The sequence below is a fragment of the Arthrobacter sp. 05N429 genome, from assembly GCF_056397045.1.
In genome coordinates this window covers 21,884-34,358 of sequence record NZ_JBFTMQ010000002.1, presented here as the reverse complement: position 1 = coordinate 34,358, position 12,475 = coordinate 21,884, and the positions used below count along the sequence as shown (strand labels likewise).

At 68.3% G+C, this 12,475-nt stretch carries 11 protein-coding genes; 2 read left to right on the top strand and 9 right to left on the bottom strand.

Annotated features, from left to right (window positions below):
* The first annotated feature begins 57 nt into the window (after positions 1-57).
* Positions 58-2,034, top strand: coding sequence for an APC family permease (locus AC1DF4_RS04005; protein ID WP_476911661.1), 1,977 nt, complete (start codon positions 58-60; stop codon positions 2,032-2,034).
* A gap of 111 nt (positions 2,035-2,145) precedes the next feature.
* Here the strand turns inward: AC1DF4_RS04005 and AC1DF4_RS04000 are convergent, their stop codons facing one another.
* The 7 genes from AC1DF4_RS04000 to AC1DF4_RS03970 form a co-directional block, all read right to left on the bottom strand.
* On the bottom strand, positions 2,146-2,349 hold the full coding sequence (locus AC1DF4_RS04000) for a cold-shock protein (RefSeq protein ID WP_013599688.1): 204 nt from the start codon (positions 2,347-2,349) through the stop codon (positions 2,146-2,148).
* Positions 2,350-2,569: 220 nt separating this feature from the next.
* Positions 2,570-3,508 (bottom strand): alpha/beta fold hydrolase, encoded by a 939-nt coding sequence (locus AC1DF4_RS03995; RefSeq protein ID WP_476911660.1) that lies wholly within the window; start codon positions 3,506-3,508, stop codon positions 2,570-2,572.
* Between the two features lie 50 nt (positions 3,509-3,558).
* On the bottom strand, positions 3,559-4,734 hold the full coding sequence (locus tag AC1DF4_RS03990; RefSeq protein ID WP_476911659.1) for an alpha/beta hydrolase: 1,176 nt from the start codon (positions 4,732-4,734) through the stop codon (positions 3,559-3,561).
* A 96-nt stretch (positions 4,735-4,830) separates the two neighbouring features.
* Positions 4,831-7,545, bottom strand: a complete 2,715-nt coding sequence (locus AC1DF4_RS03985) for a PEP/pyruvate-binding domain-containing protein (protein ID WP_476911658.1) — start codon at positions 7,543-7,545, stop codon at positions 4,831-4,833.
* Between the two features lie 8 nt (positions 7,546-7,553).
* Positions 7,554-7,910 (bottom strand): hypothetical protein, encoded by a 357-nt coding sequence (locus tag AC1DF4_RS03980; RefSeq protein WP_476911657.1) that lies wholly within the window; start codon positions 7,908-7,910, stop codon positions 7,554-7,556.
* A 116-nt stretch (positions 7,911-8,026) separates the two neighbouring features.
* Positions 8,027-9,082 carry a zinc-dependent alcohol dehydrogenase family protein gene (locus AC1DF4_RS03975; RefSeq protein ID WP_476911656.1) on the bottom strand — a complete coding sequence of 352 codons (1,056 nt, stop codon included), beginning with the start codon at positions 9,080-9,082 and terminating at the stop codon, positions 8,027-8,029.
* A gap of 39 nt (positions 9,083-9,121) precedes the next feature.
* On the bottom strand, positions 9,122-9,463 hold the full coding sequence (locus AC1DF4_RS03970) for an iron chaperone (protein ID WP_476911655.1): 342 nt from the start codon (positions 9,461-9,463) through the stop codon (positions 9,122-9,124).
* Between the two features lie 203 nt (positions 9,464-9,666).
* Between AC1DF4_RS03970 and AC1DF4_RS03965 the strand changes: the two genes are divergently transcribed.
* A complete protein-coding gene (locus tag AC1DF4_RS03965; RefSeq protein WP_476911654.1) occupies positions 9,667-10,458 on the top strand; it encodes an ankyrin repeat domain-containing protein in 792 nt (263 codons plus the stop codon).
* A 103-nt stretch (positions 10,459-10,561) separates the two neighbouring features.
* On the opposite strand, the gene AC1DF4_RS03960 is transcribed toward AC1DF4_RS03965, so the two are convergent.
* Positions 10,562-11,758 carry an acetyl-CoA acetyltransferase gene (locus AC1DF4_RS03960; RefSeq protein WP_476911653.1) on the bottom strand — a complete coding sequence of 399 codons (1,197 nt, stop codon included), beginning with the start codon at positions 11,756-11,758 and terminating at the stop codon, positions 10,562-10,564.
* Positions 11,755-12,441: a CoA transferase subunit B gene (locus AC1DF4_RS03955; RefSeq protein ID WP_441405039.1), complete on the bottom strand. Its 687-nt coding sequence runs from the start codon at positions 12,439-12,441 to the stop codon at positions 11,755-11,757. The genes AC1DF4_RS03960 and AC1DF4_RS03955 overlap by 4 nt, the downstream gene beginning before the upstream one ends.
* Positions 12,442-12,475: the final 34 nt, after the last annotated feature.

Genomic DNA, 12,475 nt, shown 5'->3' with positions numbered 1-12,475 from the left:
GGAGACTGGTACTGTCGCGGACTGAAGCGGCGCGGTGCGTCGCGTGGAAAGGACAATATGACCACCCTGAGCCGCCCGCCGGCAGACCCCTCAGCTCCCCGCCCGCCGCGAATTCTCGGGGTGAAGAACTGGCTGCTGTTCGGGCTGCAGGACAGCAAGGGCACCCATCAGGGCCCGGGCGGAGTGCCCACAGCCCATGAGAAAAAGCACTCGTGGTGGCAGGTGATGTGCCTGACCGGCGTCGACTATTTCTCCACCCTGGGATACCAGCCGGCGATCGCCGCGCTCGCCGCGGGTGTGATTTCGCCGCTCGCGACCCTCGTGCTCGTCGCCATCACGTTGCTGGGCGCTTTGCCCGTCTACCGGCGCGTGGCGGGCGAGAGCCACCGGGGCGAGGGCTCCATCGCGATGCTTGAGCGGCTGATGCCGCGCTGGGGCGGAAAGCTGTTGGTCCTGGTCCTGCTGGGGTTTGCCGCAACGGACTTTATGATCACCATGACGCTGTCGGCGGCGGACGCCACGGCGCACCTGATCCAGAACCCGGTTGTCCCAGGCTGGCTGCAGGGACAGAACGTGCCGGTCACGCTGTTCCTGCTGGCGATGCTGGGTGCAGTCTTCCTGCGTGGTTTCAAGGAGGCCATCGGCGTCGCTGTCCTGATCGTCGCCGTGTACCTGAGCCTGAACGTCGTCGTGCTGGCCGTTTCGGTCGTTGAGGTGTTCACGCACCCCGTTGCGGTGGACAACTGGTGGCAGGCGATCTCCACGTCGCACGGAAACCCGCTGCTGGCTGTCGGCTTCGCCCTGCTCGTCTTCCCCAAACTTGCGCTGGGCCTCTCCGGGTTCGAGACGGGCGTCGCCGTCATGCCGCAAATCCGGGGACGCGCGGGCGATACCGAGGATAACCCGGCCGGCCGCATCGTAGGCACCCGCAATCTGCTGACGACGGCGGCGGTCATCATGAGCAGCTTCCTGATCGTCAGCAGTTTCACCACCGTGGTGCTCATACCGGAGCAGGAATTCCAGCCCGGCGGGCAGGCGAACGGGCGCGCGCTGGCGTTCCTGGCCCACGAATATCTGGGGGTTGGATTCGGTACGGTCTATGACATCAGCACCATCGCGATTCTGTGGTTCGCCGGGGCCTCCGCGATGGCCGGACTGCTGAACCTGGTACCCCGGTACCTGCCCCGCTACGGGATGGCCCCTGGGTGGGCCCGTGCCGTCCGGCCGCTGGTGCTCGTGTTTACCCTGGTCGGGTTCCTGGTCACCTGGTTGTTCGACGCCGACGTCGACGCCCAAGGCGGCGCCTACGCCACCGGAGTGCTGGTACTGATGACCTCGGCGGCGGTGGCCGTGACCCTGTCGGCCCGCCGAAAGCGACAGCGCAAACGCACGGCCGGGTTCGGTGCCATCGCCGTTGTGTTCGTGTACACCACCGTTGCCAACATCATCGAACGGCCGGAAGGCATCCGGATCGCCTCGGTCTTCATCCTGGGGATCATCGTCATCTCGCTGCTGTCGCGGGTCCGGCGCTCGTTCGAGCTGCACGCCACCCACGTCCATCTGGACCGGGAAGCCCTCGAATTCATGTCCGATGAGCTGGAGGGGCCGCTGCGGATCATCGCCCATGAACCGCTCCGCATGACCGCGGAGGCCTACCGGCAGAAACTGGAGTCCGCTATGGAGGTCAGCCATCTGCCGCTGGATTACGAGGCCCTTTTCCTCGAAGTGGTGGTGGATGACTCCTCCGACTTCGAGACGGAGCTCGTCGTCCGCGGGATCACCCGGCACGGCTACCGGGTCCTGGAAGTCCACGGGCCCGTGGTCCCGAACACGATCGCCTCCGTCCTGCTCCACATCCGCGATGTGACGGGCCTGATGCCGCACGTCTACTTCCGCTGGACCGAAGGCAACCCGGTCACCAACCTGCTCCGCTTCCTGGCGTTCGGCGAAGGGGAAATCGCGCCCGTGACCCGTGAAGTGCTGCGGGAAGCGGAACCGGACGTGACCAGGCGCCCGTGGGTCCACGTCGGCTGACCGGACAAACCTCTCACGACAAACGCCCCTCCCGAGGATTCCTCGAGCGGGGCGTTTGTGGTGTTGGGGAAAGCATGGCGGCCGGCTGGCCGGTGCTGCGATCCGGAGTACTTAGAGCGGGCGGATGTTCTCAGCCTGCGGGCCCTTCGGGCCCTGGGTGACGTCGAACTCGACCTTCTGGTTCTCGTCCAGGGAGCGGTAGCCGCTGCTGGCGATTGCCGAGTAGTGGGCGAAAACGTCGGCTGACCCGTCATCCGGGGCAATGAAGCCAAAACCCTTTTCGGCGTTGAACCATTTAACTGTGCCTGTAGCCATGCCATATCCTTCTGAAATGCTGCTGATCTCCGGCGGCCCGGAGGCCAACGGCTGCGGAGACATTCGTCCGCTGTTGCCCAACCTACGGGTCCGGGGGCCTTGGTGCAAGAGGCCAACGGGCGCATTTCGTCTTGTCCCGGGGCCATAGTCGGGGCACCATGGCAACAATCTCGGTGGTTATCGCGACCCGGAACGACGCCGACATGCTCGCGCACCCCCGCTAGGCGGATCCGTAGAGCGCGATCAGATCGCGGCTCATTTGGTGCGGCGAGGTCTCGCTCGGACTGTGTCCGCCCCGGTAGACCGCGATGCGCGCGCCCACGGATTGCGCGAAGCGGCGGTGCAGCGCCAGCGGCCAGAGGTCGTGTTCACCGACGGCGACGAACTTCGGCAGCGACGCCGCGGCCAGTTCATCCCTCAGATCCGGCGCGTGCTGCATCAGCCCGATGATGTCGCGCACGGAGCTCCGGCGGGTGAACCGAAACCGGTAATTCACGAACCGTATCCGGTTGGGCGGGACATGCACGACGTTAACGCGGATGCCCAGGATCATCAGCGCGGCGCCGGCCCGGGGCCTGATCCAGCCGCTGATGCGCCCGACGCGCTGGACACCACGGAAGCTCTGGCCCGGTTCGGGCGGGCAGCTAAGCAGGGTGAGGCTGCGGAATTTTTCCGGCCGCCGGGAGAAGGCCAGCTGGGCGAAGATCGCGGCGAAGGAATACCCGACGACGTGCGCGGGGCCGTCCTCGGCGTCGAGCATGGCGATCAGGTCATTGGTGAACAGCTCGTAGTCGTAGTGGGCGCGGGGAGGTGTGAGGTTCTCGGGGCCCGCCGCGGCCGATTCGTATTGGCCGGCAATGTCGCACGTCAGGACGAAGTACCCGGCGGCGGCCAGCGCCGGCAGCATCAGCACAAAGTCTTCCTTGGATCCGGTGGCCCCCGGGATCAGGAGCACCCGCGTGTTTCCCGGGGTGCCCATGGAAAGGGTGGCAAGTGTTCCGCTGGGGGCTTCGAAGGTGCCGCGCACGGCGCCGTCGGGCAGGACGGTCCAGTCAACATCGCCCAGGGCGGCGTCCCGCCGGGCCGCTTCATCGACCAGCGCGGATCCGAACCCCTCGGGCTCCGGATCGTTCAGTGCGTTGCTGTCGGCAGACACCATGGACTAAACATAGCCCGGTGAGGCTGCGGCCGGGACGGCAAGGACGCCGCTCAGGCGACTTTGCGCACGAACGCGAGGAGCCGGCGGTACACTTCCTGCGATTCCGGGTAGCGGAAGTCCTGCTGCCAGGTGTGTTCGGTGTTGGTGCTGTCCCAGCCGTAGATGAGGCTGTCCACGGGGACGGAATGTTCGCGCAACCGGGCAATGAAGTTCATGTTGGCGGCGAAGAAGAAGTCCCGCTCCGAGGTGGTCACCAGGACCGGCGGGAAGCGCGAATCCAGCCATTCAATCGGTGAGAGGAAATCCGCGCCCTCGCGGAGGGCCTCGAGGTGCCCGGTCCCGGAGCCCGTGCCGGAGCCGGTGCCGCCAAACCCGCCAAAGGCACGGCGCAGGCCTCCGCGGATGCCGCCTTTGCGGCCGCCGGGATGGAGGTCGGGCAACAGCATGCGGATGAAGTTCAGGCTCAGCACGAAGCCTTTTTCGAAGAAGACGGAGAAGTCCACCACGCTGCAGTGCTGGACCAGGCCCTTGAAATCCGCAGCGGGGACGACCGGTGTCAGGCCATGGTGCCGCGCCAGTTCCGGCTGGAAGCTGGCTGCGGTCAGAAGTGCCGCAATCTGCCCGCCTGCGGAGTCGCCGCCCAGCACGATCCGCGATGCGTCGCCGCCGTAGCCAGCGATGTTCTGCCGGACCCAGGTCAGCGCTGCATTGGCGTCCGCCAGGACGTGGGACATCTGGAATCGCGGAGCCTTCCGGTAATTCACGTTGACCACCACCATGCCGCCCTCGGCCTGGCTCGCGCAGTACTTGGTCAGCGAGGCTTTGTCTCCGGAAGTCCAGCCTCCGCCGTGGAAATACACGTAGACGGGCAGCACTCCTGGTGGACTGTCGGAACTGGCACCGGCAGTCCCGGCACCGGCAGTCCCGGCGCCGCCGTCGGGGGAGGGGATGATGACGTCGAGGCGGTGGGCACGGATGCGGTCGCCGACGAAATCGATGTCATGGAAGTATTCGACGCCGGTAATCGGGTCGACGTTGAAGCGGGAGTTCTCGCTGGCCTTGACCGAATGCATCAGCACCCGCCAAGTCCACACGGGAACCCGTTGCAGGAGGTTCCTCGCCTTGCGGGCCGGCGCGAAAGTGCCGCCGGGTTGTTGCGCTGACCGGTGCGGCCGGCGGGGAATCGACCGGTCGTGGTGCGTTGGCCGGTGGGCCGGTGGGGTCATGATTCGATTCTATCTGGCACGGTTGTGCTACACCTGTGGGCCCGACCTCGGCCCACCGCAGGGATCGCGGCGGGATCGGTTCCCGCTTCTCCCGGATCAAGGCTCCTCATTGATGGTGCCGGCGGCCCCGTCAACGGTAACCGTCTGGCCGGTGTGCAGCCGCGTGGTGGCGTCCGGGACGCCTACGACCGCCGGGATGCCGTACTCGCGGGCCACCACGGCCCCGTGGGAAATGATCCCGCCCATCTCCATGACAAGTGCACCGGCCGTCATGAACAGCGGTGTCCAGCCCGGGTCCGTGGAGGGGGCCACCAGGATTTCGCCGGGTTCCAGATGGGCGCCCACCGGGTCCAGGATCACCCTGACCCGGCCGGTGGCGGTGCCGGCAGAGGCCGGTGTTCCGGTCACTGCACCGGATGCGGGTGACTGCGCCATCAAGGCGGCCTCGACGTCGGTGCCGTCGGAGAGCAGCAGCCGGGGGATGCGCCGGCGTCGTAGTTCGGTGTCGTACAGCCGCCGGCGGTCCGTGACGATGCCGTGCAGGTCCGCGCCGCGCAGGCCGACGCGGATCTCGTCGAAGTCCAGAAAGAAGACGTCATCCGCGGCCGCGACAGTGCCGGCGGAGGCCAGATCGGCGCCGACGTGGAGGAGCTGCCGGTGCATCTCGCCTAGTATCAGCACGATGTAGAACTTGGGCAGTTCGCGCAATCCTGCCAGCTGCCGCACGCGGCGCAGGCTCAGCTCCAGGGCCCGTGCGCGCCACGGACTCCGGGCCCGCGCCTGTTCCACGAGGCCGCGGATCCGGTCCTCCGCATGCTCGGCGGCCCGGGCGAACTGCCGGTCCGGGGCCTGCTCCGGGTCCTCGACGCGGAGGTAGTTGGAGATCATGCCGAGGATGTGGTCGGGCTTCGCGGACCAGCGCGGCATGCCGAGGTCTATTTCCGCCACAGCGCGGTGGCCGTAGCGGGCGAGGAAGCCGCGCACTCCTGACTGGGCCCGGGGCGGCAGCCGGCCGGCGAGATAGTCGGCGGCCAACTCCTCGGGCCGTTTCGCCAGGAACTCCCCGCGCGACACCGGGTCGTCGCCGATCGAGACGGCGAGCTGCCAGAGTTCCAGGTCCATTTCGGTGGTGATGTTGTGGGGGAGCCCGCGCAGCACGGCTTCCAGCTCACGGGGTGCCGCGATGCCGCGCAGCAGCCGGCGGGCCACGGCCAGCATGATGTAGCCAACGGACGGGCCCGGCAGCGTGGCCTGAATCAGCCCATTAATCGTCCGGCCAAGGATCTGCTCGGTGTAGTCCAGCCGTTGGGCGGAACTGGCGGGTTCGGCGAGTACCAGCTCGGATTCGATCTTCTTCCCGTAGTTCATCGCCCGGCGAAGCTCAGCTGCGGGTCGGAAGGCGGGCCGGATCATGGCCGGAACGAGGCTTGCCATGAGGGCGAGGCTGGCTGTCTGCTCGGTGCTGCCTGAGCGTTGGGGCGGTTGCGTGCGGTTGCGCCTTCGCCCGGCCCTGCGGATGGATTGCCCGAACGAGTGCTCGATGACGCCGAACCGTGGATCCTCGAGCAGCGCGGGAAGCACGGCCCCGGACCGGCCGTCCGCCAGCGGGAGGATCCGGAGCAGATAGGCCCGCCCGGATTTGCTGCGGGCCACGGCCGTGAGGTCCACGTACATCCTCAGCCCGGGGTTGGCATACCGCCAGGGTCCCTTGCTGTTGCGCATCATCTCGAGGGCGGAGAGCCCCAGCGGGGTGATCGGCCGGGTCAGCCCCTGGAACAGGGTGCCGCACAGGTACACCCGGATGGGGGCGGTGGCCCCGGCTGCTGCGTCTTCGGGTGCGGGTTCGGGCAGCGGATACAGCGTGGTGATCGGGCGTGACTGGGTGAGCCAGATCTTGCCGCCTCTTTCTATGGCCCACTCGATGTCCTGCGGCGCCCCAAAGAGGCGCTGGACTCCGTCGCCCAGCGCGGTGAGCTCCTGGAGCCGGGGGCCGCTCAGGCTCGGACCCCGCCCGGATTCCGGTCCTCCCGGGGTGCTCCGTATCACGGAGGCGGACGCCGTCTCCAGCACGAACTGGTCAGGGTTGACCGACCCCGAGACCACGGCCTGGCCTGAGCCCGGGCTCGCGTTGATCACCGTTTCCGTCCGGGTCCCGGTGACCGGATTCGCGGTGAACAGGACCCCCGCCGTCGCGGCGTCGACCATGACCTGAACGACGACGGCGAGCCCGACGTCGCGGTTGCTGATCCCGTTGGCGGAGCGGTACGCCACGGCCCGCTCGCTCCAGAGCGACGCCCAGCAGCGGCGGACTGCCTCGACCACCGCGTCGGCGCCGGTGACATCGAGGAAGGAGTCCTGTTGCCCTGCGAAACTGGCGAAGGGCAAGTCCTCTGCCGTGGCCGAGGACCGGACCGCCACCGGCACGCTGCCGCCCATTCCCTCGTAGGTTTTCCGGACCGCGGCATCCACCTCGGGCGGGATCGGGGACTCTTCGATCAGCCTCCTGGCCCGCGCGGCAACCGGGCTGAGTTTACTCGGGACGAGGTTTGCCGGGCCCGACGCCCGGGCCGCTCCGGACCCGATCTCGTCGAGTTCGGCGGCGAGGGCGCCGAGCCCGGGCGGTGCCGCCAGATCGTAGGCAAGCGTTGTCAGGCAAAACCCGCGCGGCACGGGCAGCCCGGCCGCCACAAGCTTGCCGAGGTTCAGGGCTTTGCCGCCCACCAGCCGCAGGGGCGCAGCGCCGGCCCCGCGGAGGTCCAGCACAAGGGGCTCTGCGGCACTGGCTTCTGCGGCACTGCGTGCAGTGTCCATGCTTGCACCTACGCGTTATCCGCGGTGGAGCCGTTGTCTTCCCACATCACGTCCAGGTTGCGGAACACCGGCGGCCCGTCGCAAAGAGCGGCCATCCTGGCGGCGAAGTCGGAGGTCTCCGGCCGGCCGGAGTTCTCCATGGCCGATTCGTAGGAGTCGAATTCGACAATGGTGAGATACGTTCCGGGGTTGTCGCGGTCCGCGGTGGCCAGGATCCGGCGGAAGGTGGGAGCGGTGCTTCCGTCGGTCCTGGACGGCCGGCCCAAGGCTTCAATTTCCTCAATGCGGGCGGTCTGGAATTCGATGATCTGCACGAACCTGGCCATGACGGCTCCTCGACGGCGGCGGATGCTGATGCGCTTCACGGTAGCCCTCCCGCTATTGCAGAACAAGAGCCAGCACAAGGGCCCGAGCACGAGGTAGCGCACGGGACCGAACCGGAGCCCGCGCAACAAAGCTGCGCCGCCGCCGTCGGGCGTGGTCAGGGGGTCAGCAGGACCTTGATGGCGCGGCGTTCGTCCATGGCGCGGTAAGCCTCCGGCGCTTCCTCCAGCGGCATCACGACGTCGAAGACGCGGCCCGGGTTGATGGTGCCGTCGAGGACGTCCGCCAGCAGTTCCGGAATGTAGGTCCGGGCCGGGGCCATGCCGCCGCCGATGGAGATATTCGTGTCGAAGAGGTAGCGCAGCGGGACCTCGCTGCCGCCGGTGGGGACGCCAACAAAGCCCAGCGCACCGCCCGGGCGGGTGCTGTGCAGCGCCTGCTCCATGGCTTCCTTGGTCCCGACACACTCAAGGACGGAATCGGCCAGCACTCCGCCGAGGAGTTCGCGGACCTTGGCGACGCCCTCGTCTCCGCGCTCCTCCACGATGTCGGTGGCACCGAACTCGCGGGCGATCGCCTGCCGGTCGGCGTGGCGGGACATCGCGATGATCCGTTCCGCCCCGAGCCGCTTGGCGGCCAGCACCCCGCAGAGCCCGACGGCGCCATCGCCCACCACCACGACGGTCCGGCCCGGTCCTGCCTTCGCGGCGAGGGCTGCGTGGTGGCCGGTCGCCATCACATCGGAGAGCGTGAGCAGGCTCTTCCGGAGGGCGTCATCCGGCTCCGTGATGCCGGGAACCTTGACCAGGGTGGAATCGGCCAGCGGGACGCGGACCGCCTGGCCCTGGCCGCCGTCGATCGCGTGCCCGGAGTCGTCCTTGCCGCCCCAGCCGGCCAGGTGGTCGCAGGCCACGGTGACACCGTTGAGGCACTGGGGGCAGGCCCCGCAGCTGACCACAAACGGTGCGATCACCAGGTCGCCGACGGCCAAGGTGGTGATCCCGGAGCCGATGCTCTCCACCGTGCCGATGAATTCGTGGCCGATCGCTGTGGGCCGGCGGGTGGGCTTCACGCCCCGGTAGGGCCAGAGGTCCGAGCCGCAGACGCAGGACGCGGTGACTTTCACGACGGCGTCGGTGGGCAACTGGACGGTGGGGTAGTCGCGGTCTTCGACCCGGATGTCACCGGGGGCGTGGATGATCGTGGCGCGCATGGAGGCTCCTCAGATTGCGGGCGGGGGATTCACTCGAGTCTAGGTGATCTCCGCGAGCCGGAGCCGGACGATTTCCCTGAGGACCTCGTCAGGGATGGGGCGGTCCGGTCCGAAGCGGATGGTTCCCTTGGACACGGAGAAGTCATCAAGCCGGGACGCGACGGCCGCCACGACCTCGGAGGAGAACGGGAAGACGGACAGGTGCTTGGCGCTTGCCGTCACGCCAATGAGGGGCTTGCCGTGGACCTTCAGCGCGGGCATGCCGTAGCTGACACCATCGACGGCGTCGGGGGCTTCTGCGCGCGCGATGTCGATGACCCGCTGCAGGGCATCGCGGGCCGGCGCAGGCATGGCGGCCAGTGCGTCATCGACGGATCCCATGCCCGGAGTCTACCCCCGGGCAGAACCGTCGGTCCGGCTGTGGTCCGTGCGGGACGGGCCCGGTTTTGGCCGGTGCAGCCTCCTGCGGGCGCGACCGCGCCGGTGGCCCGGGCGGAAAACCGGGCTGTTTCAGCGCAACCCCTCCGGCGCCAAAGCTATTGCCGGCAACGCAGGGTAGGGCGCGGCAAAGTAGGCTCTGGTCTATGGGGAGGCTCAGGACGCAACACGGGCTTGGGGCACCGGGCGGTCCGCGGCGGAGGCTGGCCAAGGCCGCCGGCGTGTGCCTGGCCGGTGTGCTGGCAGTTGCGCTCGCCGGCTGCGTCGTGTCGGCTAAAGAATCGCGGCGGGAGACGCCTCCACCGCCGGTCCAGGCATCGGATTCGGCTGCATCGCCCCCGGCTGCAACAGGAACAGCCGCTGCCCCGCCAGCTGTAACCCCGCCGCCTGTGACCCCGCCGCCTGTGACCCCGTCGGCGCTGGCTCCGGCAGCGCAGGCCGAGCTTGGCCAGCAACTGGTCCGGGCGGCCAAGGCGAACGATGTTGCCGCGGTGACGCGGCTGATCCAGGCCGGCGGCAACGTCAACGCCAAGGATGCCATCCAGGATTCGGCCTTCCTCTACGCGGGGGCCGAGGGATTCAACGAGGTCCTGCAGCTGACCCTCGCGAACGGGGCCGACGTCGCCAGCACGAACCGCTTCGGCGGCACGGCCCTGATTCCCGCGAGTGAACACGGGCATGTGGACACCGTGCGGATCCTCCTGGCCGCCGGCGTTCCCGTCAACCACGTCAACAATCTGGGCTGGACAGCCCTGCAGGAAGCCATCCTGCTCAATGACGGGGGTCCCAGGCAGCAGGAGGTGGTCCGGCAGCTGCTGGCGGCCGGTGCCGACCCCGATATTCGGGACCCGCAGGGGAGAACCGCCCTGGAAAACGCGGAACGGCTGGGCTTCGGCGCCATCGCGAAGCTGATCCGCGAGCGCGACCAGCCGCGGTGACGGTGCAGAACCTCCCCACCTTTGCGGCCCTGGGGCCGGTCTGCAGGCCGGAACACGCCGGTGGAGTGCGCCAAAGGTGGGGAGGAACCGCGGCTCTTTGCCCTTAGACGGCTTCGAGTACGCTGACGTAATTGGCGATGCCGACGCCGCCCATGTTCTGTACCGCGGCGCGCCGGGCGGCGGGCAGCTGCATGTCGCCGGCGGTGCCGGTGAGCTGCATCGCGGCGATGACGTGCTGCGAGACGCCGGTCGCGCCAACGGGGTGGCCCTTGGCCTTGAGCCCGCCCGAGACGTTGATAGGAAGCTTGCCGTCTTTGAAGACCCAACCTTCCTCGATTGCGCGCGATCCCTGGCCCGGTTCGGTCAGGCCCATCGCCTCGTACATCAGCAGCTCGGCGATGGTGAAGCAGTCGTGCACCTCTGCGAAGTCCAACTCCTCCAGGCCGACGCCGGCCATCCCCAGCGCGCGCTGCCAGGAGGCCCGGGTGGCGTTGAACGCAGTGGGATCCCGGCGGTCGGTCGGGAAGAAGTCGTTCGCCTGGCCGAAGCCGGCGAGCCGCACCGGGGCGGTGGCCCCGCCGGTGGGGGCGAGGGACAGCACGACGGCGGCGGCGCCGTCGGACACTGGCGAGCAGTCGGTGCGGCGCAACGGGTCGGCGACCATCGGGTTCTTGTCCGAAACGGTCCGGCAGAACTCCTCGCCGAGGTCCTTGCGGAGCTGGGCGTAGGGGTTGTCGACGCCGTTGCGGTGGTTCTTGGCCGCGATGGTGCCCAGGACGTCCGAGAGGTCCCCTGCGCCAGCGCCGTAGCGCTTTTCGTAGTGCTTGGCCACCTCGGCAAAGAGGCCGGTGAACCCGGTGCTGGAGGCCTTGCCGGCCATGTCGTAGTCCGCGCCGAGCAGGGCCGCGCCCACGACGTCGGCGCCGGCGTGCGTCATCTTTTCGGCGCCGATCACGAGGACGGTCTTCGCCGTGCCGGCCAGCAGGGACTTGGTGCCCTGCTGGAAAGCGGCCGAGCCGGAAGCGCAGGCATTCTCGACCCGGGTGGCCGGAACGTTGGCCAACTGCTCGGAGACCTGCAGTGCCAGCGAGGACGGGAACGCCAGCGGCATCATGCCGGAGTTGAACTGGCCGAGGTAGATTTCGTCGATCTGGCCCGGCTCGATCCCGGCGTTGCCGATCGCCTCGGTGGCGACCTGGACGATGAGGGATTCGAGGGTCTCGTCGGTGAGCTTGCCGAAGCGGCTGTGGCCCCAGCCGGTCAGCAGGACATCCTTGCCGAACTGGTCTTTAAGGCTCATGCCGTGGCTCCTTCGAAGGTGGCGCTTTCGTCGAGGGAGGGGGCGACGTCGAACGCGGCCTCGGTCTTTTCGCGGATCTCCTCCACCGTGACGCCCGGGGCGAGCCTGGTCAGCGTGAGGCGCCGGACGCCGTCGACCTTGTCCAGGTCGAAGACCGCCAGGTCGCTGATGATCCGGTCGACGCAGCTCAGGCCGGTGAGCGGCAGGGTGCATTCCTTGACGATCTTGGCGGTGCCGTCCTTGGCGTTGTGCTCCGTCAGGACCACGACGCGCGGAGTGCCGGCGACGAGGTCCATGGCGCCGCCCATGCCCTTGACCATCTTGCCGGGGATAGTCCAGTTGGCGAGGTCGCCGGCGCCGGAGACCTGCATGGCGCCGAGGATCGCGACCTTGACGTGGCCGCCGCGGATCATGCCGAAGGATGTCGCGGAGTCGAAGATGCTGCCGCCTGGCAGGACCGTGACGGTCTGCTTGCCCGCGTTGATCAGGTCCGCGTCCTCGTCGCCCTCGTAGGGGAACGGGCCCATGCCGAGCAGGCCGTTCTCGCTCTGCAGGACGACGCGGACGCCGTCGCGCAGGTTGTTGGCGACCAGCGTGGGGATGCCGATGCCGAGATTGACGTAGTCGCCGTCGTTGAGTTCTTCGGCCGCGATGGCAGCCATTTCATTCCGGGTCCAGGCCATGATGATTCTCCTAAAGAAAGTAGGGGCGGCGCTT